At 70.6% G+C, this 22,455-nt stretch carries 20 protein-coding genes; 7 read left to right on the forward strand and 13 right to left on the reverse strand.

Going from position 1 to position 22,455, the window contains the following annotated elements:
* Nucleotides 1-4: 4 nt before the first annotated feature.
* The 6 genes from AB0D85_RS22375 to AB0D85_RS22400 form a co-directional block, all read right to left on the reverse strand.
* Nucleotides 5-553 (reverse strand): flavin reductase family protein, encoded by a 549-nt coding sequence (locus AB0D85_RS22375; RefSeq protein WP_362322755.1) that lies wholly within the window; start codon nucleotides 551-553, stop codon nucleotides 5-7.
* Entirely contained in the window at nucleotides 550-1,047 is a 498-nt protein-coding gene (locus AB0D85_RS22380; RefSeq protein WP_362322757.1) for an SRPBCC family protein, read from the reverse strand. The genes AB0D85_RS22375 and AB0D85_RS22380 overlap by 4 nt, the downstream gene beginning before the upstream one ends.
* A gap of 1 nt (nucleotide 1,048) precedes the next feature.
* Entirely contained in the window at nucleotides 1,049-2,311 is a 1,263-nt protein-coding gene (locus AB0D85_RS22385; protein ID WP_362322759.1) for an aminotransferase class III-fold pyridoxal phosphate-dependent enzyme, read from the reverse strand.
* A complete protein-coding gene (locus AB0D85_RS22390; RefSeq protein ID WP_362322761.1) occupies nucleotides 2,308-3,402 on the reverse strand; it encodes an SDR family oxidoreductase in 1,095 nt (364 codons plus the stop codon). Before AB0D85_RS22390 ends, AB0D85_RS22385 begins: the two co-directional genes overlap by 4 nt.
* Before the next feature lie 113 nt (nucleotides 3,403-3,515).
* Nucleotides 3,516-4,652: an acyl-CoA dehydrogenase family protein gene (locus AB0D85_RS22395; RefSeq protein WP_362322763.1), complete on the reverse strand. Its 1,137-nt coding sequence runs from the start codon at nucleotides 4,650-4,652 to the stop codon at nucleotides 3,516-3,518.
* A 247-nt stretch (nucleotides 4,653-4,899) separates the two neighbouring features.
* Complete coding sequence (locus AB0D85_RS22400) at nucleotides 4,900-5,370, reverse strand: SRPBCC family protein (RefSeq protein WP_362322765.1); 471 nt, start codon at nucleotides 5,368-5,370, stop codon at nucleotides 4,900-4,902.
* 215 nt (nucleotides 5,371-5,585) lie between these two features.
* Here AB0D85_RS22400 and AB0D85_RS22405 point away from each other — a divergent pair, with 215 nt between their 5' ends.
* On the forward strand, nucleotides 5,586-6,290 hold the full coding sequence (locus AB0D85_RS22405; protein ID WP_362322767.1) for a response regulator transcription factor: 705 nt from the start codon (nucleotides 5,586-5,588) through the stop codon (nucleotides 6,288-6,290).
* Nucleotides 6,291-6,317: 27 nt separating this feature from the next.
* On the forward strand, nucleotides 6,318-7,805 hold the full coding sequence (locus tag AB0D85_RS22410) for a HAMP domain-containing sensor histidine kinase (protein ID WP_362322769.1): 1,488 nt from the start codon (nucleotides 6,318-6,320) through the stop codon (nucleotides 7,803-7,805).
* Nucleotides 7,806-7,812: 7 nt separating this feature from the next.
* Here the strand turns inward: AB0D85_RS22410 and AB0D85_RS22415 are convergent, their stop codons facing one another.
* Both AB0D85_RS22415 and AB0D85_RS22420 read right to left on the reverse strand, forming a co-directional pair.
* A complete protein-coding gene (locus AB0D85_RS22415) occupies nucleotides 7,813-9,045 on the reverse strand; it encodes a nucleotide disphospho-sugar-binding domain-containing protein (RefSeq protein ID WP_362322771.1) in 1,233 nt (410 codons plus the stop codon).
* 67 nt (nucleotides 9,046-9,112) lie between these two features.
* Entirely contained in the window at nucleotides 9,113-10,723 is a 1,611-nt protein-coding gene (locus tag AB0D85_RS22420) for an MFS transporter (RefSeq protein WP_362322773.1), read from the reverse strand.
* A gap of 336 nt (nucleotides 10,724-11,059) precedes the next feature.
* Between AB0D85_RS22420 and AB0D85_RS22425 the strand changes: the two genes are divergently transcribed.
* The 3 genes from AB0D85_RS22425 to AB0D85_RS22435 all read left to right on the forward strand — a co-directional run bounded on the left by AB0D85_RS22425 (nucleotide 11,060) and on the right by AB0D85_RS22435 (nucleotide 13,914).
* Complete coding sequence (locus AB0D85_RS22425) at nucleotides 11,060-11,611, forward strand: hypothetical protein (RefSeq protein ID WP_362322775.1); 552 nt, start codon at nucleotides 11,060-11,062, stop codon at nucleotides 11,609-11,611.
* Between the two features lie 128 nt (nucleotides 11,612-11,739).
* Nucleotides 11,740-12,204, forward strand: coding sequence for a hypothetical protein (locus AB0D85_RS22430; protein ID WP_362322777.1), 465 nt, complete (start codon nucleotides 11,740-11,742; stop codon nucleotides 12,202-12,204).
* Between the two features lie 108 nt (nucleotides 12,205-12,312).
* Entirely contained in the window at nucleotides 12,313-13,914 is a 1,602-nt protein-coding gene (locus AB0D85_RS22435) for a multicopper oxidase family protein (RefSeq protein ID WP_362323287.1), read from the forward strand.
* A gap of 284 nt (nucleotides 13,915-14,198) precedes the next feature.
* Here AB0D85_RS22435 and AB0D85_RS22440 read toward each other — a convergent pair whose 3' ends face one another.
* Nucleotides 14,199-14,570, reverse strand: coding sequence for a BlaI/MecI/CopY family transcriptional regulator (locus AB0D85_RS22440; RefSeq protein ID WP_362322779.1), 372 nt, complete (start codon nucleotides 14,568-14,570; stop codon nucleotides 14,199-14,201).
* A gap of 391 nt (nucleotides 14,571-14,961) precedes the next feature.
* On the opposite strand from AB0D85_RS22440, the gene AB0D85_RS22445 reads away from it, so the two are divergent.
* Nucleotides 14,962-16,026 carry a LacI family DNA-binding transcriptional regulator gene (locus AB0D85_RS22445; protein ID WP_362322781.1) on the forward strand — a complete coding sequence of 355 codons (1,065 nt, stop codon included), beginning with the start codon at nucleotides 14,962-14,964 and terminating at the stop codon, nucleotides 16,024-16,026.
* On the opposite strand, the gene AB0D85_RS22450 is transcribed toward AB0D85_RS22445, so the two are convergent.
* From AB0D85_RS22450 to AB0D85_RS22465, 4 genes are read right to left on the reverse strand one after another with little or no spacing between them, the layout of a single operon-like run.
* Nucleotides 15,989-17,374, reverse strand: coding sequence for a glycoside hydrolase family 32 protein (locus tag AB0D85_RS22450; RefSeq protein ID WP_362322783.1), 1,386 nt, complete (start codon nucleotides 17,372-17,374; stop codon nucleotides 15,989-15,991). The two genes, AB0D85_RS22445 and AB0D85_RS22450, sit on opposite strands and share 38 nt — an antisense overlap.
* Nucleotides 17,371-18,234, reverse strand: a complete 864-nt coding sequence (locus AB0D85_RS22455; protein ID WP_362322785.1) for a carbohydrate ABC transporter permease — start codon at nucleotides 18,232-18,234, stop codon at nucleotides 17,371-17,373. The genes AB0D85_RS22450 and AB0D85_RS22455 overlap by 4 nt, the downstream gene beginning before the upstream one ends.
* Before the next feature lie 13 nt (nucleotides 18,235-18,247).
* Nucleotides 18,248-19,198 (reverse strand): sugar ABC transporter permease, encoded by a 951-nt coding sequence (locus AB0D85_RS22460; RefSeq protein WP_362322787.1) that lies wholly within the window; start codon nucleotides 19,196-19,198, stop codon nucleotides 18,248-18,250.
* On the reverse strand, nucleotides 19,195-20,604 hold the full coding sequence (locus tag AB0D85_RS22465) for an extracellular solute-binding protein (protein WP_362322789.1): 1,410 nt from the start codon (nucleotides 20,602-20,604) through the stop codon (nucleotides 19,195-19,197). Before AB0D85_RS22465 ends, AB0D85_RS22460 begins: the two co-directional genes overlap by 4 nt.
* Nucleotides 20,605-20,789: 185 nt before the next feature.
* Here AB0D85_RS22465 and AB0D85_RS22470 point away from each other — a divergent pair, with 185 nt between their 5' ends.
* Nucleotides 20,790-22,370, forward strand: coding sequence for a GH32 C-terminal domain-containing protein (locus AB0D85_RS22470; RefSeq protein WP_362322792.1), 1,581 nt, complete (start codon nucleotides 20,790-20,792; stop codon nucleotides 22,368-22,370).
* Nucleotides 22,371-22,455: the final 85 nt, after the last annotated feature.

Here is a 22,455-nt window from a genome sequence, read left to right on the forward strand (position 1 = left end):
GCCGTCAGGACAGGGCTCGGAAGCGGCGTCCGTGCCAGATCAGGGGGCGGACACGGGAAGCGCCGAGGGAGCGGATCCGGCCGATGACGATCGTGTGGTCGCCGCCGGGGTGGACGTCCTGGACGTCGCAGACCAGATGGGCCGCGCAGTTCTCCAGCAGGAGGGCGCCTGCCTCCCGGTGGCACGATGCCGCGGCGAAGCGGTTGTGCTGGCCGGTGCCGGGATCGGCGAACGCCTTGGCGACCTCGGCCTGGTCCTCACGCAGCACGTTCACGGCGAAGGTCGCGTGACCGAGGATGTGGCCCAGCGTCCGGCTGCGGTTGGCGATGCAGACCAGGATCAGCGGCGGATCCACGGACAGGGAGCAGACGGCGCTCGCCGTCATGCCGGCCGGGCCGTGGGCACCGTCGGTGGTGATGACGCTCACCGCCGACGGCAGCTGCGCGAAGACGTCGCGGCACTTCCCGCCGGTCGCCCGGTCGGTCAGGGGCTGGCTGTCCGGGGCCCGTTCGGTGACGGCCACCGACAGCGGGTAGCCGGCGGCGCCGGTCACGGCCGCTCACTCCCGTTGGGGGTGACGGCGCCTGCCGGGACGGCCTCCGGCTCGTCGAGCCGTACCTGCGTGCCGAAGAGTCCCTTGGCGATCAGGCCCATGGTGTCGAGGAGCGTCCGGGCGGCGATGGGATCGATCAGCGAGGCGAGGGTGGGGATGCCGAGGTCGAAGACGGCGGTGAAGCGGGCCGTGCTGCCGGGGGCGTCCTGCGTGACGTACCACCCGCCCTCGAAGCGCTCGAAGTCGCCGTCGAGCTGGGTGAACTCGATGGTGAGGGCGGCCGGATCGATGCGGTCGCGTTCGGACCAGCACAGTACGCCGTTACGGAAGTTGGCCTGCCAGTGGGAGTCGACGGTGCAGTGGTCGATTTCGGTGACCCGCACCTCGCGGATCGCGTCGGTGAACTTCGGGTAGGCGCTGAAGTCGCGCAGCCGCTCGAAGACGGTCAGGGGGCTGAGGTCGGGGATGCGGACGTCGAGGGTCACTTCGGGCATGTCAGTGGAGTTCCTTCGTCAGAGCGGTGACAGCAGCGGTGAATGCGGCTGAGATCCAGTCCAGGTCTGAGGAGGTGAGTACGGCGGGCGGGGTCAGCCGGACGACGCGATGGGCGTTGAGCGAGTGGTTGACCAGCAGGCCGGCCTCCAGCAGATGCAGCACGAGTTCGCCGGCGAGCTGTTCGTCGCGCATCTCGATGCCGATCAGCAGGCCGCGTCCGCGCACCTCGCTCACCGCGTCGCCCAGCGGCGCGAGCGCGTCACCCAACAGGGTGAGAAGGTCTTCGCCCAGGAGCCGGGCCCGGTGTACGAGGCCCTCGTCCGCGATCGTCCGCACGGCGGCCTGCGCGGCGGCCATGGCGACGGGCGCGCCGGCGAAGGTGGAGGTGTGCAGGTACGGGTCGCGGTCGAAGGGCGCGTACGCCTCGGCGGTGGCGACCGCCGCCGCCACGGGGATGACCCCGCCGCTGAGGGTCTTGCCGACCAGCAGGATGTCCGGCTGGATCCGCTCCTCGTCCGCGCCCCACCAGCTGCCGAGCCGGCCGAGGCCGGTCTGGATCTCGTCGAGGACGAAGAAGGCTCCGTGCTCGGCGCACAGTCGCTGGATGTCGCGGAGGTAGCCGGGCGGTGGCAGGACGACTCCGCCCTCGCCCTGCACGGGTTCGACGACCACGCAGGCCGGCGGTCCGTCGGCGAGGGCGGCGGCCAGCGCCCCGCTGTCGCCGTACGGGACGTGCTCGGCGGCCAGCAGCGGGCGGAAAGGTGCCTGGTACAGCTCCTTGGCGGTCAGGGCCAGCGCGCCGGTGGTCTTGCCGTGGTAGCCGCCGATGGTCGAGACCAGGCGGTCCCTGCCGTGGGCGCGGGCCAGCTTGACGGCCGTCTCGGTCGCCTCCGCACCGGAGTTGACGAAGTGGACGTGGTCCAGGCCGGGCGGTGTGATCTCCGCCAGCGCCGACGCGGCCCGGGCGGCCACCGGTTCGAGCAGCAGGCGGGTGGCCAGTGGGTGGCGGGTGACCTGGTCGACCACGGCCTCGACGACGCGGGGGTGGCAGTGGCCGAGCAGGAAGACGCCGTAGCCGCCGCAGTCGACGTACTCCTTGCCGTCGGCGCCGAAGACCCGTGAGCCGTAGGAGGTGACCTCCATGGCGCCTCCCGTCAGGGAGGCGAGGCGGGCGCGGCCCCGGCCGAGGTGGCGCCGGTAGGCGGCGAGGACGTCGGACGCGGAGGGCTGCGCCGTGGCGGGGGAGACGGCCGGCGCGGTCATGCGGAAACCCCCGCGGCCATCGGCCGCGCGACCGTGGGCTCGGGCGCGTTGCCCAGGTTCTTGGCCCGTGCGAGATGCAGCAGTGTCTGGCGCAGCGCCGCTGTCAGCTGGGAGCTGGTCAACGGCTGCTGTTCACCGGCAAGTTGGCCCAGTGAGGTCGGAAAGACGGGAGCGTCGGCGAACAGCGCGGTCATGGCGAGCATGTCGTCGAAGCGGCGCAGCGCGCGCTTGGGCAGCCCTCCGGCGAGGAAGACCGGCCGGATCAGCCGGTCCACCATGTCGGCGCCGACGATCCGCGGCATCAGCGTGCTCAGGCCCAGTTCGGCGCAGGTGTCGGACACGAGATCGAGCATCTGCTGGGCCCGCAGGGCCTCCGGTCCGGCGGTGACCCATACCTCGCCCGCACGGCGCCCGTCGGCGATCAGCGCCGCGACGGAGCGGGCCACGACGTCCTGCGGCACGAAGTCGATCAGCGACGCGGCGGGCAGCGGAACCAGCGGCATCAGGCCGCGCAGCAGCATCAGCAGGATGCCGTGCAGGCCTTGGAAGGCGGAGATCTCCCCGGTCCGTGAGTCGCCGATGACGATGGACGGCCGGACGATCACGGCGGGCACACCGGAGTCGCGCACCACCTGCTCTCCGGCCCGCTTGGAGTCCAGGTAGTCCTCCGGACGGGCGCCGGCCTCGCCGGTCTCGCGGCCCAGCCGGGAGCGGGTCAGTTCGTTACGGGCCACGAACGCGGTCGAGACGTGGTGGAGGACGGCGCCGGCGTCGGCCGTGAACTCGGCCACCGCACGCGTCCCGGCCTCGTTCAGGGCGTGCGTGGCCCCCGGTCCCTTGGTGAAGTCCGTGACCGCCGCGCAGTGCACGACCACATCCACACGACGGGCGAGATCGGCGTATGCGGCGCGGTTCAGGCCCAGGCGGGGGGCGGTCAGGTCGCCGCGGACCTGTTGCGCGGCGCCGGGGCAGCCGCACTCGTGGATCAGCGCGACGACGTCGCAGGACGAGGGAAGTTCGGTGAGCAGGGCGGTGCCGAGCACGCCCGAGGCTCCGGTGAGGAGAACGGTGGGACGGCTGGAGGAAGTCACGTCGGGTACCTCGCGGGGTCGGATGGCGGGCAGGCGGCGCGGAACAGGGCAGCGCGGCACGGAGCGACGGCCGTTGAGGCCCGCGTCGTCGGACAGGGAGGGGGAGCCTGGACTCAGGCGGGGATGCGCAGGGGTTCGCCGGCGCCGAAGTACCCGGCCAGTGGCGCGTGCATCCGGGAGCGTGAGGGCGGGTGGAAGGCCAGGGCGCGGCAGGCCGAGTTCAGGTAGGCGATGTCGTCGCCGGAGACGAAGGCCATGCCGCCCAGAGCCTCGACGCACACGTCCAGGACGCGGGCGATCAGGTCCTGCGTCGTGTACCGGCACACCAGCGCCTGGGCGAGGACCTCGTCGTCGATGGGCCCGTGGGCGGCGCGGGCGGCCAGGCCGCGCAGCATGAGGGCCGCCGACTCGACGGCTGTGACCGCCTGCGCGCGGGCCGCGTCCGGCACTCCGTGCTTGGTGAGGGTCCGTTCGACCAGTGCCGAGGCCGCACCGAGATAACTGGCGGTCATCAGGGCTTCGAACCAGACGAATCCGACTGTGTTGAGGTGGTCGAGTTCGCCGTCGACGCCGACGTCGGTGCGCACCAGCAGGTCGCCCGGGACCTCCACGTCCTCCAGGACGACCTCGTCGCTCTCCGCGCCTGCGAGCACGGAGCTCTTCCAGAAGGGGCGCACCGACAGTCCGGGGGTCTTCGCCGGGACGACGGCGACGGCCAGGCGTGCTGTGCCGTTCTCCGCCGGGAACGGGAAGGAGGCGGTGAGCAGGTCCATGGACCAGGCGAGGCTGCAGGGCTTCTTCGCGCCGTTCAGCCAGACCTTGTCTCCTTCCACCCGCGCTGTGATCGCGGGGTTGAGGATGCCCTGGCCCGTGCGGCCTTCGGCGAATCCCGAGGCGAGCAGCAGGTTCTCCCCGGCGATGGCGGCCAGCAGCATCCACTCCATCCCGCTGCTGCGGGCGGCGGTCTCCACCAGGGAGGCGACGGAGAAGTGGTGCATGGTCGTGGCGATCGCCAGAGAAGGCGACCGGGACCCCACCGCGCGCTGCACGCGCACCGCGGTGAGCAGGTCGACACCCTTGCCCCCGTGCTCCGCCGGCACCAGCAGGCCCGGACCGCCGGCGGCACGGAAGTGGTCCAGTCCCGGGTTGCCGGGTGTCTCCCACGTCGGCAACGGGGCGGCGGCGAGAGCGTCGTCCAGGCCCGGGAGGAGATCGGTGAGTGTGGCGCGTTCGTGTTCCAGAAAGTGCATTTCCGCGAGCCTTACGTTGTCGATGGAAGATCGCCGGAATGTCTGGAGACTTACGGGACCAGGGCGTTTACCCGTGGGCCCCGGCGATGCACCCAACGTATGAGGCGGTGATGCAAGAGGAATTCAGACAGCTGGCAGTAGTGCGTAAGCGATGTGCAGCTGACCGTGCATCAGAATTGCGCAGTCTCTTGCCGGGCTTGACGTCGGGTTGCCGTTGCCGCTGACAGAGCTTGATCGTCGCGGCGGGTCAGCTCTGTTGTGCGGCTTCCGCCTGGGCTTTGAGCCTGGCCAGGGTGAGATCGATGTTGCGCCTGTTGTGCCTGGCCCGGTTCACGACACCGGTGGTGGCGACGGAGATCAGCAGCATGGCCGTGCCGCGCAGGTCGCGGGTGCTCTCGGTGACGCGACTGCCCCGCGAGGTCGGGACGATGTCGTAGCGCCAGACGGCAACCTGGTGCCCGAGGGAGGTGACACGGAACGCGAGCCGTTCGTGCGGCACCGCTTCCAGGATGACGGTGGTCGTACGCCACCGCCACGGGCCGTTGCGGTTCCAGGTGTGGAAGGTCGAGCCGGGAGTCAGGGCGATCTCCCCGGCGTGGTCCGGGGTCCCGGTCTCGGTCATGAAGCCCTGCCAGAGGGAGAGATCCGTGATGATTCCGTACACCGTGGTCGGGCAGGCGGCGATCTCGATGCTGCCCACCGAGGTCGCCTCGCGCACGTCGCTCTCTTCGGTTGGTTCCGGTGAGGAGGGTGATGCCGACCGCTGTTGGACAGGGGTGCGTGCTGAGGTTACCGGCCGGTGTTGCAGTCATCCGGCAAGCGACATGCAGAGGATTCACAACTGATTGACACTGCCTACCGCTATGCGGCTTAGTAGACTCTCGAATGCCCGTTTCAGTGGGCGAGTTGAGCAGGGCCTTGCGGGGGGACCTTATGCGCGTTCTGCTGGTGGAAGACGACGAGCGTGTTGCCGATGCCTTGGACACCGCGCTGCGCCAGTGCGGCCATGACATCGTTATCGCGCCGACCGCCGCCGAAGGGCTGGCGTATCTGGAGGACTGCGAGATGGTCCTGCTCGATCTCGGCCTGCCGGACCTGGACGGGGTGGAGGTCTGCAAGCGGATACGTTTTCGGTCCACGGTGCCGATCATCGTTCTCACCGCTCGCGCCGAGGAAATAGACAAGGTCCTGGCGCTGCAGGCGGGGGCCGACGACTACGTCGTCAAGCCGTACTCCGTGCATGAACTCAGGGCGCGTATGGAAGCCGTCCTGCGCCGGACCTGCCGCTGCGGAGTCGGCTCGTCGGCGCACGACCCGTCGTGTGCCACCCAGCGCCGGGACGTCATCGGCGTCGGGCCGCTCCAGCTCGACCTCCGCAGTCGCTCCGTCACCCTGAACAGGGATTCCCTGGAACTCACCCGTAAGGAATTCGAGTTACTTGTCATGCTGGTGGAAGAGCCGGATGCCGTGCACACCCGGGAGGACATCATCAACCGGGTCTGGGACGAGAACTGGTTCGGTTCGACCCGCACGCTCGATGTCCACATCGGCGCGCTGCGGCGGAAGCTCGGGTCCTACGAATGGATCGAGACCCAGCGCGGGGTCGGATTCCGTCTGGGTTCCCCGCCGGCTTCGTGACGGCGCCTGTCCGACGAAGGGCGCACCATGCGACGCCGTCTGATGATCGTTTACCTCTGCCTCACCGCCGCGCTGCTGCTGGCGACGGAGGTTCCGCTCGGTTTCAGCCTGGCCATGAACAACTACCACCATCTGGTGATCCACCAGGTCTCCAAAGCCTTCTCCCTCGCCTCGGCGGCAGAGGCGACCACCGGCGCACCCGCTCCGGACGACGACTGGAGGACACAGGCGACGGCCTACGGCAAGCAGGAGAACGCCGTTGCGATGTACTTCGACGCCCAGGGACGACTGACCTTCACCACCCGTCCGGGGACGCGGATCAGCGATGCGGAGTGGCGGCGGACGCTGGACGGCGCGCTCGCGGGAGAGAGCACCGTGCCGCTGGACTACTCCTTCAACGTCAGCGCGCGCCCGCTGTTCGTGGCCGAGCCGGTGCTGAGACGTGGGAAGCCGGTCGGCGCGGTGGCGACCATCTCCTCGACGGCGTCCCTGCGTTCACAGGTGACGAAGGACGCACTGATTCTCCTGGGGGTGGCCCTGGCCGGACTGCTGGCCTCGGCAGCGGTGGGGATACCCCTGGTGCGCTGGAGCCTGAGCCCTGCCCGACGGCTGCAGGAGGCGGTTCGCCGAATCTCCCAGGGGCAGTACTCGGTACGGGCGTCCACGGACCGCGGACCGACCGAGTTGCGGGAACTGGCCGAGGCCGTCAACGGTATGACGGACCGGCTGGTCGTGATGCTGGAGGCGCAGCGCAGCTTCGTCGCGGACGCCTCGCACCAGATGCGCAACCCGCTGACGGCGCTGCGGGTGCGGGTCGAGGCGCTGGAGGCCGTCGTACCGGAGGACGGGCGGGAGAACCTGGCGATCGCGGTCTCCGAAGCGGACCGCCTCAGCCGCATACTGGACGAACTCCTGGTCCTGGCGAACGCCGCCGACGCGGACGGCGGGAGCAGTGTCATCGACGTGCGGGCGGTCGTGGAGGCGCGTGCCAGGGCGCTGAGCAACCGGGCCGAAGAAGCGGGCATCACGATAGCGGTACAGGGACGCGGCGCACCCGCCACCTGCCTGCCGGGTGCGTTGGACCAGGTGCTGGACGTCCTGCTGGACAACGCGCTCGGCTTCTCCCCATGGGGAGGACGGGTGACCGTGCGGATCCGCTCCGACAACGCTTCGGTGTACGTGGAGGTCCAGGACGCGGGACCCGGGATGTCGGCGGAGGAGAAGGAGCGGGCGACCGACCGCTTCTGGCGTGGGCGCCAGCCGACCCGCCGAGGCGGTTCCGGCCTGGGGCTGGCCATCGCCAAGGCACTGCTCACCGCCGGCGGCGCCAGGCTGGAACTGGCCGACGCCGAACCGCACGGCCTGGTCGCGCGGGCGATCCTGCCGCGGATGGTGCCGGCAACGGCGCTGGCCGACAGCGGCCGGACGGCCGCGCGCCCTGATGGGCTCGTGGGGGAGGGGAAGGCGGCCCGTCAGGGCGGCGCGGGGGCAGTGGTCGAGCGGCCCGAGGCCTGAGTCCGGGTCAGTGCCGTGCGGTGACCAGCTTTTCCAGTTCGGCGGCCGCCGCCGGGGCGCCACCGGCCGCGGCGAGCCGTTCCGCCACCCGTACGGTCTGCTGCTTCTTCGCCATTGCCTGACGCACCGCCGCGCGCAGACGTCCCGGAGTCAGCCGTCCCGCGGGCAGACGCGTCCCCGCACCCGCCAGTTCGACCCGCCGTGCGACCTCGATCTGGTCCCGGCCGAACGGCACGATGCACACGGGGACCCCGGCCAGTAGCGACTTCTGGGTGATGCCCATGCCGCCGTGGCACACCACGCAGGCCGCCCGCCGCAGCACCAGGCTGTGCGGGACGAACGTGACCAGATGGGCGTTGGCGGGCGCGTTGAAGCGGCGCGGATCGATGGACGCGGTCGTGACGACGACGTCGTAGGGCTCGTCGGCCAGGGCGTCCAGGGCGGCCTGGATCAGCTTGGCGTCGTCCTGGAACACCGTGGAGACGGTGACCAGGACGATCGGCCGCTCGATTCCGGCGAGCCACTCAGGCTCCTCGTCGTCGGCGGCCGGGTCCCAGCTGCTGGGGCCGACGAAGCGGACGGACGGCGGGAGTTCGGTGCGCGGGTACTCGAGAGGCTGGGCCGTGTAGGACAGGACCAGCGGTGCCGTCATGTACAGGTCGGGCACGCTCCGGACCTTTGACAGGCCGAGCTCGCGCCGCAGCCTGTTCACCGGCGGCAGCGCCGAGTTGAACAGCGGCAGCGCGCCCTGCCGGAGCACCTCGTCGCGCAGTCGGCCGACCCAGCTCCTCGCGGGCCTGAGCCCGAGCCCGAAGGGCGGGGCGTCCCGGGTGGTCAACGGGAGCAGGAAGGTGGCCACCTGCGCCCAGGGCACGCCGGACGACTCCGCCGCCGCGGCGGCGCCCCAGCAGTTGTTGTCCAGCGCGATCACGTCCGGCGTCCACTCGGCCACCGCGCTCCGGAGGTCGGCGGCCTCGGGCCGGGTCCGGTCGACGTACATCGCCACCGATCGGCGCAGCGCGCCGATCGGGGTGTGTGCCTTCCAGGTGTCGTCCTCCCGCTTCTCGATCTCGGGGCTGATCGCCACCGCGTCGAAGCCGAGATTCCGCAGCGTGTCCAGGCTGGACTCCTCGGCGTAGACGACGATGTGGTGGCCGTGGCCGCGCAGTTCGAGCAGGGTCGGGATCAACGGGTACACATGCCCGCTGCCCGGTGCGGTGTAGATGAGAAAACGGCTCATGGCGGACTCCCTCTTCGTCAGGTCTGTGGGCGGGGGTGTTCGGGCGTTGCCTGCCGGGCGGGGCCGTTCAGGTGGTGGGCACGGGTTCCGCGGTCTGCTCGGGGGCGGCGGACCGGTCGGGGAAGTCGCGCCGCCGCATCAGGGCGAGGCCGAGGACCCCACCGACGACCGCAACGATCCCGCCGACCCGCATGACCAGGTCCATTCCGGCGATGAACGCGTCGTTGGCGGTACCGGCGACCAGTGCACGCTGCCCGGGCGGCACCGCGGCGGCCACCTCGGTGAGCTGGCCGGCGGCGACCATGTCCGTGAGCCTGGCCGTCTCCTGGGCGGGCAACTGCCCCGAGGAGGCGATGGCGTCGGAGAAGTGGTCCGCCATCCTGCTGTGGGCCATGGAACCGAAGGCCGCGATGCCCAGGGCGACGCCGCCCTGCTGGAAGGTCTCACTGATCCCGGACGCCATGCCCGCCCGCCGCAACGGCACCAGGGCCACGGCGCTGGCAGCGCGCACGGGGTTGAACACCCCCATGCCGAAGCCCGCCAGCAGCATGCCGGGCAGCAGGTCGGTCCATTCGGAGTCGGTGGTGATGCCGCGGACGGCCAGCATGCCGAGCCCGAGCGCGACACAGCCGATTCCGACCAGGAGCCGGGCCGGCATCCGCTCCGAGAAGGTGCCCGCGACGGCCGCGGCGACGAACAGGGCCACGGTGAGCGGCAGGTAGCGGATGCCGGTGCCGTACGCGGAGAAGCCGAGGACGTACTGCATGTACAGCACCTGGAGCAGGATGGCCACGTTCAGTGCCGCGTTGGCCGCCAGGGTCGCGAGGCCGAGGCCGTTGAAGGACCGGTTGCGGAACAGGTCCAGGTCCAGCATCGGCTCCGGCCTGCCCCGTTCGATCAGGACGAACAGCGGCAGCAGGACCGCGACCCCGACGAACAGGCCGACGATGAGCGGGTCCGTCCAGCCCTGGGACTCGCCGCGGATGAGAGCGAGGACGAGCATGGTGAGCGCGACCGAGAAGACGACGAGACCGGCCCAGTCGATGCGCTTGCTCTGCGGGTCGCGGGACTCGGCGGCCCGGGTCAGCATGACCGCGATCACGAGGACGCCGATCGGCACGTTCAGCAGGAAGATCCACCGCCAGCTGATCGCGGTGAGCGCCCCGCCGATCAGCGGGCCGAGCGCGACGGCCAGGCCCGTGACGCCACCGGAGATGCCGAAGGCGATGCCGCGCTGCTTGCCCTGGAAGTGGTTGGCGATCAACGCGGGCGAGACGGCGTACATGACTGCGCCGCCGACGCCCTGGACGGCCCGGGCGGTGTTGAGCATCGCCGTCCCGGTGGCCAGACCGCACGTGAGTGAGGCCACAGCGAAGATCGCGAGCCCGATCACGAAGACGCGCCGCCGCCCCAGCCGGTCCGCCAGCGTGCCCGCGGCGAGCAGGAACGCCGCCAGCGTCAGGGCGTAGGAGTCGATGACCCACTGCAGGTCGAAGAAGCTGGAGTCCAGCGAGCGTTGCATGTCGGGCAGGGCGACGTTCACGACCGTCACGTCGAGCAGCAGCATGAACGTGGCCACGGAGACCCCACCGAGCATCCACCACTTGTTCGGACGGACAAGGGAGTTGCGGGGCGGACGGTGCGGCGGCTGCGTCGTACGGGTGTTGCTGTCGGCCATCTCGGGCACTCCGGGGGAGGGAGGAACGCGGGGGAGGGTGAGTACACGCCGGGGCGTGTACTCACGTGGCCGACACTAGGGAGACGACCGGCAGCGGCAGACCAGCCCTACTGCAGCAGAACTTCAAGAATGTGTGCGGGTCCGGCGAGCGGGCGGAGGTGCCTGGGACCGGGCACGGCGAGGGCGCCTGCCCGTTGGAGACGGACACCGTCGTCTCCCCACTACGGGCCGTACAACACCGTGGCCATGTGTGTCTCCTGTGTCTGAACGATTCGCTGTCCACTAACGTACTAAGGGCATCAGTAGATAATCCGTGTGACAACAAGGGAGAATTTCGTGTCCCGGCACCGCATTGCCCTCGTCATGGCCTCGGGCGTCGCCTCGGCGTTGCTGCTCACCGCGTGTGGATCGTCCAGCGACAACTCCACGAACACCGGCGCGGTCGCGCCGGAGACCTCCGCACCCGCCGGGACCACGGCGCCCGCCGCCGGTGGCACGTCCACCGCGAGCAGTGGCACGGGCCACATGGTCAGCACGAACATGCTGATGTCCAAGGCGATGTCCGGCATGGGGACGGTGGTCACCGACGCCCAGGGCTTCACGCTCTACCGCTACGACAAGGACCAGGTGAACATGTCGATGTGCACCGGTAGTTGTGCGGAGACCTGGATGCCGGTCATGGCCGACGGCACCCCGCAGGGGATGGGCGTGCAGGCCAAGGTCGGTGTCCTCACCCGCGACGACGGCATGAAGCAGGTCACCCTCGCCGGCTGGCCGCTGTACCGCTACATGGGCGACACCAAGGCCGGCGAGATGAACGGCCAGGGCAAGAACGGCACATGGTTCGCCGTGACGCCCGCGGGCAAGAAGATGGCCGCCTCGGGATGACGGGCGCCGCGTGCCCTGCGGAGGCCGGTCGTCGGTCGACGTTGTGTGCGCAGCCCACTTAGTAGATGCATATACCCCAGTAGGTATAGTGGGTGGGTCGTGTCAGACAGAACAGAGCGCGGAAGGCGATGACGACAGCCACAGACCGGCAGGCCGGAGCCCGAGGCGGCGCTGCGCGCTGCGCGCGGGCCGTGGTCGTCGCGCTGCTCGCCGCACTCGCCGTACTCGTCCACCACGACACGACGTCCGCGGTCATGCCCACCCACTCCACGAGTGCGATGGCCGGCACGGATCACATGACCGCCGCCGCCATGACCGCCGCCATGACCCCGACGGCCGCCCCGGCCGTGCACGGCACGGCCCTCAGGACCGCGAACACGGCGATGGGCGGTGACGGCGGTGCCTGCTCCGGTCCCGGCATGCAGCACTGCTCGGCCGTGAACGTCGGCACGGCGACACTTCTGCCGCCGCCTGCCGCTGTCACCGCCGTCCGGCCGGATGCCTTCCCAGCCATGTCCGTCCAGCGCGATCCGACCGGGACGTCGTACCGCGCGCCCCCTGATCTCTCCGTCCTCTCCCGGCTGCTGATCTAGGCCGGATCCCGCGAGCCGCCGCCGCGTCCCCCCGGGTACGCGAGCGGTGCTGCCCGCGCGCGGTCCGGCCGACGCCACACCGAGTAGAGGACTCCCCACGTGAACGACATGAACATCATCAACCGCCGCTCCTTCCTGCTGGCCGGGCTCGGCGTCGCGGGCGCGGGCGCGCTCGCCGCGTGCAGCAACGGCTCCGGCAACTCGACCCCCTCTCTGGTCAGCCCCGATGGCGCGGAGGTCGTCGCCGTCGAGAAGAAGCGCAGGAGCACCGGCAGGACGCGGCAGGTGACCCTGACCGCGGCGCGCGCCATGCTCGACCTCGGCGGCGGGGTCATGGCCGACAGCTGGGCCTTCGGCGGCCGGGCTCCGGGCAAGGAACTGCGCCTGTCCGCGGGCGACACTCTTGTCGCCGAGCTGTCCAACCAGCTGCCCGACAAGACGACCACCTCCGTCCACTGGCACGGCATAGCCCTGCGTGCCGACATGGACGGCGTGCCCCCGGTCACGCAGGCCGCCGTACGCGCCGGCAGCAACTTCACCTACCGCTTCGTCGCCGACGCCCCCGGCACCTACTTCTTCCATCCGCACGTCGGCGTCCAGCTCGACCGGGGTCTTCACGCCCCGCTGATCGTGGAAGACCCCAGGGAACCGCTTCAGTACGACGACGAGTGGGTCGTCGTGCTCGACGACTGGGTCGACGGAGTCACCGGCACCCCCGACGAGGTCTTCGCCGAACTCAAGCAGGGCATGGGCGGCATGGGCACGGGGGGCATGGGTATGGGCATGGGCGGCATGGACATGAGCGGCGGGAGCATGGACGGCATGAGTGCCTCTCCGTCGGCGTCCGCGTCCTCCTCCGGAGGCATGCCGATGAAGTTCATGCTCATGAGTGCCGACAGCAAGCTGCTCGGCGGCGACGCCGGCGACGTCAAGTACCCCTACCACCTGGTCAACGGGCGTGTCCCGGCAGACCCGGACGTCTACACGGGCAAGCCCGGCCGGCGGATCCGGCTCCGCATCCTCAACGCCGCCGGCGACACCGCGTACCGGGTGGCGCTCGGCGGTCACAGGATGACGATCACCCACACCGACGGCTTCCCGGTCAAGCCGACATCTGTCGACGCTCTGCTGGTCGGTATGGGGGAGCGGTACGACGTCACCGTCACCCTCGACGACGGCGTCTTCCCGCTGGTCGCCCTCGCCGAGGGAAAGAGTGCCAACGGCATGGCGGTGGTGCGTACCGGAGCCGGCAGCATGCCGAAGCCCACCGTCCGCCCCTCGCAGCTGGACGGCATGATCATGTCCGCCGCCCAGCTGGAGGCGGCGGACGACGTCCGTCTCGACTCGAAGAAGGCCGACCGCGTCCACCGCATCGAACTGACCGGCGGCATGGGCAAGTACGACTGGGGTGTCAACGGCAAGCGGTTCGACATGAACGACCCGACCGCGAACCCCGTCCTGGTCGAGCAGGGCGAGCGGGTCCGCCTGGACTTCGTCAACAAGACCACCATGTGGCACCCGATGCACCTGCACGGCCACACCTACCAGCTCGGCACCGCCGGTCCGCGCAAGGACACCACGATCGTGCTGCCGAAGAGGACGGTGTCCGTGTTCTTCGACGCCGACAACCCGGGGCAGTGGATGCTGCACTGCCACAACGCCTACCACGGCGAGGCGGGGATGATGGCGCTGGTGGCCTACCAGGCCTGACGGACGCCCGGACGGACCGCCGCCTCACCGAGGTGCGGGGGCGGTGGTCGGAAAGCCGGGAGCCTTGCCCGGGACGTCTCGGAATCGGGGCCGGACGCGGACGCCGGACACGAAAGGCCCGCCGATCGTGTCCACTGACTCGTACCGGACGACGGCGCCGGGCCGCGGGGCGTGCAGGATCTGCGCCCTTCCCGTGCACAGACCCACGCGGTACACAGGTCCGCCTTGGACTTGACCTCGTCCCGGCTCGGCAGCGGCGGCGGCAGCGGCGCGCCGGGCCACGGTCATGTGTCCGCGCGTTTTCCCGCGTTCCGAAGGGCCTTGCGGAGCGCGGAGATCTCGGCCGACGACATCTGGTCCACGAAGTGGGTCAGCGCAACGGGGCGATCCTCGCTGGCACTCAGGGCGTCCTCCATGAGGGCGGCCGCGTACTCTTCCCGCGTGCGGACCGGTTCGTAGAGCCAGGCGCGGCCGTCTTTCTGCTCGCGCACCAGCCAGCCCTTGCTGTGGAGGATGTTGGCCACGGTCATCACGGTGGTGTAGGCGACGGGCCGGGTCCGGTTGATGTCGTCGACGATCTCGCGCACGGTCGCCGAGCGCCTCCACCTCCACAGACGGTCCATGATCTCCGCCTCCAGATCACCCAACCGTCGCATGCCCAGCGTCTCCTTCTGCACTGCGGTAACAGGAGTCATCGTAAAGGCTGCAGGACGGCCGGTGGCGTGGCCCGAGTGCGCTGGAGCGGACCCTGCGGCGGCCTGGCTCGTCCAGCGGGGACGCGCTCGTGACGCAGGCTGGACACAAGGACGGGAAAGGACTGGCAAGGGCCGAGCAGGGGTGAGGCGTCAAACCTCGTCCGACCTGGGAAGACGGCCGGTGCCGCCAACGCTCTGACCTGCAGCTCTGTCATTGACCAGCGGCAGACGTGCTCGCGCCCCGCCCGAAGCCGGCCCTCAGGGCCCGGGGTCTCCCGTGTGCCGTGGCGTCCCCCGCGGATAGGGTGGACGGTGATCGACAGGGACGGGCTGGGCGAAGGCGGCGGACGGCGTGGGTGGTGCCGGGGAGAGCAGGGGCACGGGGGCCGGGCGGCCGACGTCGCGGGACGTGGCCCAGCTCGCCGGCGTGTCGCACACCGCGGTGTCCTTCGTGTTCAACGGCCGTGCCGAGGGCAACCTCTCGCCTGCCACCCAGGAACGCATCCGGCAGGCCGCCGCCCAGCTGGGCTACCGCCCCGACCCCGTCGCCCGCGGTCTGCGCCGCCGTCGTACGGCCGTGATCGGGCTGGTCACCGACGAGATCGCGTCCTCGCCGTTCGCCGGCCGGCTGCTGCGCGGGGCCATGGAGACCGCCTGGGACAGCGATCATCTCGTCCTCACCGTCGACTCCGGCGGTGACCCGGCCAAGGAGGACGCGGCCGTCGCGGAACTCCTCGACCGCCGCGTGGACGGCATCATCTACGCGGCCATGTCCCTGCGCCGGGTACGCGTCCCCGAGGGCCTGCACCGCACCCACTCCGTGCTGGCCAACTGTCTGCCCGAGGACGACTCCCTGCCCGCCGTGGTCCCCGCCGAGCGCGCCGGCGGCCGTGCCGCGGCCCGGCTGCTGCTCGGCGCGGGGCACCGCCGGCTCGCCGTGATCGGCGGACTGGACGACATCGCCTCGGCGGAACGCACCCGCGGCTTCCGGGACGCGCTGCGCGCCGAGGGCGTCACCCTGCCCGAGGAGTGGATCGTGCGCGGCGGCGGGGAGATCTCCGCCGGATACGCGGGGGCGCTGCGCCTGCTCGACGGGGCCGGGCCGGGCCGCCGCCCCACGGGCGTCCTCTGCTACAACGACCGGGTCGCGGCGGGTGTCCTGCACGCCGCGACCCGGCTCGGGATCGATGTTCCCGCCGATCTGTCGGTGGTCGGCTACGACGACCAGGAGCACATGGCCGCGTTCCTCACCCCGCCCCTCACCTCGGTCGCGCTGCCGCACCGGGCGATGGGCGAGGCGGCGGCCCGGCTGCTCCTGGACGCCATCGACACCGGCCGGACACCGCCCGCGACCGTCCGGCGGCTGGCCGGTGCCGTGGTCAGCCGGGACTCCGTGGGTCCGGCGCCCACCCGGTGACCCGGGCACCCGGCCCGTCGACCGTCAGCTCGGCGATGTCGCCGGGGCGCCGGTAGACGCGCTCGGTGACCATCGCCCGCTCCGCGACGAAGAGTTCGAGGAGCGAGCCGTCGACGAGCAGCCGGAGCGCGAGGTCCGGCGCCTTCGGCACGTGCACGGTGATCGGGGCGGAACCCTCCCTGCCGGTCCGGGGCCAGGCGCTGCGGTCGAGGAGGACGGTCCCCGAGGCGGGGTCCACCCGGACGGTCAGCTCGCGGCCCGCGGAGTTCCGGAGCAGGCTCACCGTGGTCGGTCCGTATGCGGTGACCGTCAGGTCGTACGTCCCCGGGAGCGGAGTCCGGCCCGGTGCGGTGACGAACGGCTCGGCCGGGCGCAGGAGTTCGAGTTCGGGGGCCGGGCGGACGCGCAGCGAGCCGTCGGGGTGTACGTCGACGACCCGTGGCGCGGTGAGTACGCCCGCCCATCCGGCACGCGCCACCTCCTCCTGCGGGCGGGCCTCCCACGACCAGCCCCACAGCAGTGCGCGGTCCGGCTCCTGGAGCACGGCGGGAGCGTAGAAGTCCCGCCCCTGGTCGAGCCGACCGCCGACCCGCGTCACGAACCCCAACCCGCCCTCGCCATCCGCTTCCAGACGGCCGGTCAGATATCCGGTCGAGCACGGATCCCCGTCCCACAGGGACAGGAGGAGTACGTGGTCGCCGCCCGGTGTCCCGTACAGCTGCGGGCACTCCCAGCCCACCGCCCCCTTGTCGCCGAACGCCCCGGCGGCCACCGGGTCGTTGCCGTCCAGCAGCACACCGGCGAACCGCCAGTCGGCCAGGTCGTCGCAGTCGTAGAGCAGGACCGACGGCGTGCCGTCGGCGTGCCCGGCCCCGACGAGGGCCCAACGCCGGTCCGTGAAGCCGAAGATGAAGGGGTCGCGGAACATCACCACGTCCAGGCCCGGCGGCGGGCCCGTCACCACCGGCGTCGGCAGTGGCTTCCACTCGGTCAGCAGCTCGTCGTCCGGGTCCGCCGCCCGCGCCAGGCAGATGGTGCCGAGACCGGTGTGGCCGTGGTCGATTCCCGTGTACACGGCGGTCGGTGTGCCGGCGTCGTCGACCACGCAGCCCGACCAGCAGCCGGCCTCGTCCGGGCCGCCGGGTGCCGGCGCGAGGGCGACCGGGTGGTGGTCCCAGCGGACCAGGTCGCGGCTGGAGGCGTGGCCCCAGTGGATGTCGGTGTGGATGGGGGAGTCGGGGTTGTACTGGAAGAAGAGGTGGTGGCGGTCGCGCCAACGGAACGGGCCGTTGGGGTCGTTGATCCAGCCGGCGGGCGGACGGACCCGGAAACGGGGGGTGTGGGTCACCTGTTGACTCCTGCCGAGGTGATGCCCTCGCGCAACGGGCGCTGGCCTACGACGAACACGGCGACGGCAGGGAGCATCGACAGCACGACCCCGGCCAGGACCACCGAGATCGACCCGGTGCCGAGGTTGCCCTGGAGGGAGACCAGGCCCAGCGGAAGCGTGTAGTTCTGGCCGGAGGTCTCCAGGATCAGCGGGCGGAAGAACTCGTTCCAGTGGTAGTTGAAGGCCAGTACGCCGACGATCGCCAGGCCGGGTGCGGCCAGCGGCGCGTACACCGAGCGGAAGATCCGCCAGGGCCCCGCGCCGTCCAGCATGGCCGCCTCGCCCAGGTCCTTCGGCATGCCGAGGAAGTACTGGCGCATCAGGAAGGTGCCGAAGGCGGTCGGGAAGGCCGGGATGATCAGGCCGAGGAGCGTGTCGGTGAGGCCCATCGACTTCAGCACCAGGAACACGGGCACGATGGTGACCTGCAACGGCACCATCATGGTCGCCAGGACCAGGCCGAACAGCGGTTTCTTGAAGCGGAACTCCAGGCGCGCGAAGGCGTATCCGGCCAGGCCCGCCGTGATCATCTGGCCGACGGCGATCAGCGCCGTCACCAGGGTGGAGTTCAGGGCGAGCAGCCATACGTCGATCTGCTGGAAGACCCCGTGGTAGGCGGCGGTCGTCGGGTGCGTCGGGATGATCCGCGGGGGCAGGTCGAAGGACTGGGCGGGGGTGCGCAGGGAGGTGGAGACGGTCCAGATGACCGGGCCGAGCGTCACCAGGGCGCACACGGTCAGTGCGGCGATCCGGGTCCAGGGGGAGAGCGAATACCGTACGCGGCTCAGGGACGGAACTGCTTGGCTCGTAGCGCTCATGCGGCTCACCGGCTCACTGGTAGTGGACGAAACGCCGGCTGAGCCGGAACTGGACGGCGGTGACCGCCATGATCAGCGCGAAGAGCAGCACGCCCACCGCGGACGCCTCACCGAAGTTCAGCTGCTCGAAGGCCCGTTCGTAGATCACCATGACCACGGTGCGGGTGGAGTCGCCGGGTCCGCCGTCGGTGAGGACGTACGGCTGCTCGAAGACCTGCAGGGCGTTGATGATGCCGACGACCGACGCGACGAGCAGCGTCGGCGACAGCAGCGGCAGCGTGATGCCGAGGTGCTTGCGCAGGCCCCTCGCGCCGTCGAGGGCGGCGGCCTCGTGGATCTCCTTGGGGATGTTGTTCAGACCGCCGACGAACAGCAGGAACGAGAAGCCGAACTGCTGCCAGACGTAGACCAGGATCACCGTGGCCATCGCCGCGTGCTCCGAGGTCAGCCAGGGCACGGGCGCGACCCCGACCAGGCCGATCAGCCAGTTCACCACCCCGAAGTCCTGGTTGAACAGGTACTTCATCACCACCGAGATCGACGCGGCGGACAGCACCAGCGGAAAGAAGAACGCCGAACGGAACACCGACCGCAGCCACACCGGCATCCGGCCGTTCAGCGCGATCGCCAGCGTCAGCGCGATCAGCAGTTGCAGCGCGACCGCGACGACCATGAAGAAGAGCGTGTTGCGGAAGGAGACCAGGACGGTCGAATCCGAGAACATCGTGCGGTAGTTGGCGCCGCCGGCGAAGCGGGGCGGGTCGATCACGTTCCAGTGGAACAGGCTCAGCACGATCGACCCGATGATCGGTACGACCGTGAAGACGACGATGCCCACGACCGTGGGCGCCAGGAACAGCGCGGCCAGCAGCCGGGTGCCACGGTCGCGGGCGGAGGGCCGGGCGGGGACGGCGGGTGGCGGGGTGGGCCGTGAACTCAGTTGCAGTACCTGGGTGTTCGTCATATCTCACGCTCCATGGCCTGCTCCAGGTCGCCCTGCATCCGGCGCAGCGCGGGACCCACCGCGCGCGGCGAGGCCAGCGCGGTGCCGGTGTACTTGAGCAGGACGTCGGTCACCTCGGCGACCTGCGGCGGTGCGGGGATCGGGCCCGTGTCGGGGAACCGGTCGAGGGTGTCGTAGAAGACCTGCCAGTGCGCCGGGCCGCTCTCGGCGTAGCGGGCGGCGTTCAGCATCGAACGGCGGGCCGGGGTGGTCTGGTTGCTCCGGAACAGCCGGGTCATGGTGCCCTTGCGGGCGGTGTACTTGATGAACTCCCAGGCGGCCTCCTGCTTCTTGGAGGTGCGCAGCAGCGCGTAGCCCGCCGCGCCGAACTGGTGGCGCTGGGTACGCCAGCGCGGGAAGTACTGCACGTCGTAGTCGGCGGCCCGCATGCCGGCCAGCTGCAGGCCGCCCGCCCAGAAGCCGCCCGCCGGGGTGACGCCGACGCGGCCGGTGGAGAACACGCCGACCAGGTTGCTGCCGTTGCCGCCCTCGGGCCGGGTGCACAGGTTCTCCTGGACGAGGGAGGCGAGATAGTCGTACGCCTCCTCGACCCGGTCGGCGGTGGCCTGCGGGGTCGTCCAGCGGAAGCCCCCGCCGCGCCCCTGCCGGTCGGCGGCCGGGTAGAAGGTGTCCCACAGCCAGGAGCCGCCGGGCGCCCTGGACTCCTTCAGCAGGTTCGTGCCGTTCGCGAAGAGCCAGGGCACCACGCCGCCCCACAGCCGGTTGGTCCAGAAGTACGGCGTGAAGTGCGTGTCGCTAGCCCGCTTCAACTCCCGCAGCAGCGCGGTGAAGTCGTCGCGGCTCCAGTCGGCCGCAGGGAAGCCCGCGCCCGCCCGCTTCAGCACCTGCTTGTTGAGGTACATGTCGGCGGCGTTGAACTCCATGGGGAGTTGGTAGAGGTTGCCCTCGTACATCATCGACTCCACCAGCGAGGGGTGGACGTCGGCGAAGTACTCACGCAGCTCCGCCGCGTCCCGGCGCACCCAGTGGTCCAGTGGCACGCCGAGCTGCCGGGCGAACAACTGCACGCCCTCGGTGGCCACGTAGACCAGGTCGGGCGCGGTGCCCGCGGCGATCTGGGTGAGGATCTTCGCGAAGAAGTCCGACCAGTCGACGGCCTGCACCGCGTTCACGCGCAGCGGGATGTCGGGGTGGAGACGGTGGAAGCCCTTGGCGAGGGCGTCGACGGTGGCCGGGTCGAAGGCGGAGCCCAGGGTGGCGACGACGAGGGAGCCGTCGTCGCGGCCGGGGATGTCGGCTCCGGTGAGCCGGTCCCAGCTCGCGGCGGTACCGGCCAGGGCGGCTGCCCCCGCCCCGTACGCGCCGTACCGCAGCAGCGTGCGGCGGGGGAGGTGCGAGTCAGTCATCGAACGGGCCTAACTCGTGTTAGTTCAGGGGTGATGCCCCAGATGATGGGAACCGGGCCGAGGGCCTGTCAAGGGTCGGGAACGCTTGACCTTTAACGAGTTAGGTCTACAGTCCTCGTTCACACGAGCCGCTGTTTCACGCCTTGTGCGTGGTGCGTCATGAGTCATGAAAGGGGCGATGCGTCATGCCCGGAACCTCGGGGATCCCCGGGATCTCCCGGAGAGCGTTGTTCGCGGGGTCGGCCGCCGGTGGAGCCGCCGTACTGCTGCCGACGGGAACGGCCACGGCCGCACCGAAGGCCGAAGCCGAAGCCGAGGCCGCGGCGAGCGGGGCGAGTTACCGCGCCGGGTACCACTTCACGGTCCCCGACCAGTGGAAGAACGACCCGCAGCGGCCCGTCTGGGTCGACGGCGAGTACCACTACTACTACCTCTACAACGCCGACTACTTCACCGGCGCCGTCGGCACCGCGTGGCGCCTGGCCACTACCACGGACCTGGTCTCCTTCACCGACCGCGGGGTCGCCGTACCCAAGGACACCACGCCCAACGGCGATCTCTGGTCGGGCTCGGCGGTGGTCGACACCGGCAACACCGCCGGATTCGGCGCGGGCGCGGTCGTCGTCATCGTCACCATGTCCCCCGGCGGCGGCACCGACCACCAGGAGCAGTTCCTGTACTACTCGACCGACGGCGGGCTGACCTTCGGCAACTACGGGACCGACCCGGTCCTGCCCAACCCGGGTGTCGCCGACTTCCGCGACCCCAAGGTGATCCGCGACGAGGACCGGGGCCGCTGGGTGATGGCCCTCGCCGAGAACGACAAGATCGGTTTCTACCACTCCGACGACCTCAAGTCCTGGGCGTACGTGGGTGGTTTCGTCCATGACGGCATCGGCGTCCTGGAGTGCCCCGACCTGTTCCGCGTCACCGCCGCCGACGGCACCGTCAAGTGGGTGCTGGGCGTGAGCGCCAACGGCAAGGGCTCGGGGCTGCCCAACACGTACGCGTACTGGACGGGTTCCTTCGACGGCAGCGCGTTCACCGCCGACGCGAGTGACCCGCAGTGGCTCGACCACGGCTGGGACTGGTACGCCGCCGTCACCTTCGAGAAGCGGGACGCGAGCGGCGCGGTGGACGCGGCCGCCCGGTACGCGATCGGCTGGGTGAACGACTGGGACTACGCCAACACCACCCCGACCATCGACTGCGACGGGTTCAACGGCACCGACTCCATCGTCCGCGAGGTCACCCTGAAGCGGGCATCCGACGGCACCTACTACCTCGCCTCCCAGCCCGTCGCCGGCCTCGACGCGCACGTCTCCCGCACCGTGAACCTCGGCGACGTGACCGTGGACGGCACGACGCTGCTCGACTACACCGGCATCTCCTACGAGGTGACGACCGAGATCACCTGGTCCGAACTAACCGGCGCGGGGCTCCAGTTGAGGCGTTCTCCGGACGGCGGTCGGCACATCGACGCCGGGATCTACGCCGACTACGCCTTCCTCAACCGACGCAACACGGTGAACGCCGACACGTCCGGCAAGTGGCAGGAGAGCCACACCCCGTTCGACCCGTCCGCCGGCACGGTGAAGCTGCGCATCCTGGTGGACCGCACCTCCGTGGAGATGTTCGTCGACGACGGCCGCTACGTGCACACCAGCCAGGTGTTCCCGTACCTGCTGGACACCCGGCTCGCACTGTTCACGATCGGCGGCAGCGCGGTGTTCCGCAACACGGTGATACGCGAGTTCTCGGTGTGAGTCCCGGCACCCGGGTATTTGTATGCGCGCAGGGCGGGACTCTGCCAAGACGGAACAGGGACTGGCCATGATGAGGAAGAAGCCG

It is taken from the genome of Streptomyces sp. NPDC048277, from assembly GCF_040652235.1.
GTDB lineage: Bacteria > Actinomycetota > Actinomycetes > Streptomycetales > Streptomycetaceae > Streptomyces.

What these genes read in the sequence shown, in the direction of transcription:
- AB0D85_RS22380 (WP_362322757.1), bottom strand. Translation starts at nt 1,047, where the DNA reads ATGCCCGAAGTGACCCTCGACGTCCGCATCCCCGACCTCAGCCCCCTG.
- AB0D85_RS22385 (WP_362322759.1), bottom strand. Translation starts at nt 2,311, where the DNA reads ATGACCGCGCCGGCCGTCTCCCCCGCCACGGCGCAGCCCTCCGCGTCC.
- AB0D85_RS22395 (WP_362322763.1), bottom strand. Translation starts at nt 4,652, where the DNA reads ATGCACTTTCTGGAACACGAACGCGCCACACTCACCGATCTCCTCCCG.
- AB0D85_RS22405 (WP_362322767.1), top strand. Translation starts at nt 5,586, where the DNA reads ATGCGCGTTCTGCTGGTGGAAGACGACGAGCGTGTTGCCGATGCCTTG.
- AB0D85_RS22410 (WP_362322769.1), top strand. Translation starts at nt 6,318, where the DNA reads ATGCGACGCCGTCTGATGATCGTTTACCTCTGCCTCACCGCCGCGCTG.
- AB0D85_RS22415 (WP_362322771.1), bottom strand. Translation starts at nt 9,045, where the DNA reads ATGAGCCGTTTTCTCATCTACACCGCACCGGGCAGCGGGCATGTGTAC.
- AB0D85_RS22420 (WP_362322773.1), bottom strand. Translation starts at nt 10,723, where the DNA reads ATGGCCGACAGCAACACCCGTACGACGCAGCCGCCGCACCGTCCGCCC.
- AB0D85_RS22430 (WP_362322777.1), top strand. Translation starts at nt 11,740, where the DNA reads ATGACGACAGCCACAGACCGGCAGGCCGGAGCCCGAGGCGGCGCTGCG.
- AB0D85_RS22435 (WP_362323287.1), top strand. Translation starts at nt 12,313, where the DNA reads ATGAACATCATCAACCGCCGCTCCTTCCTGCTGGCCGGGCTCGGCGTC.
- AB0D85_RS22440 (WP_362322779.1), bottom strand. Translation starts at nt 14,570, where the DNA reads ATGCGACGGTTGGGTGATCTGGAGGCGGAGATCATGGACCGTCTGTGG.
- AB0D85_RS22455 (WP_362322785.1), bottom strand. Translation starts at nt 18,234, where the DNA reads ATGAGCGCTACGAGCCAAGCAGTTCCGTCCCTGAGCCGCGTACGGTAT.
- AB0D85_RS22460 (WP_362322787.1), bottom strand. Translation starts at nt 19,198, where the DNA reads ATGACGAACACCCAGGTACTGCAACTGAGTTCACGGCCCACCCCGCCA.
- AB0D85_RS22465 (WP_362322789.1), bottom strand. Translation starts at nt 20,604, where the DNA reads ATGACTGACTCGCACCTCCCCCGCCGCACGCTGCTGCGGTACGGCGCG.
- AB0D85_RS22470 (WP_362322792.1), top strand. Translation starts at nt 20,790, where the DNA reads ATGCCCGGAACCTCGGGGATCCCCGGGATCTCCCGGAGAGCGTTGTTC.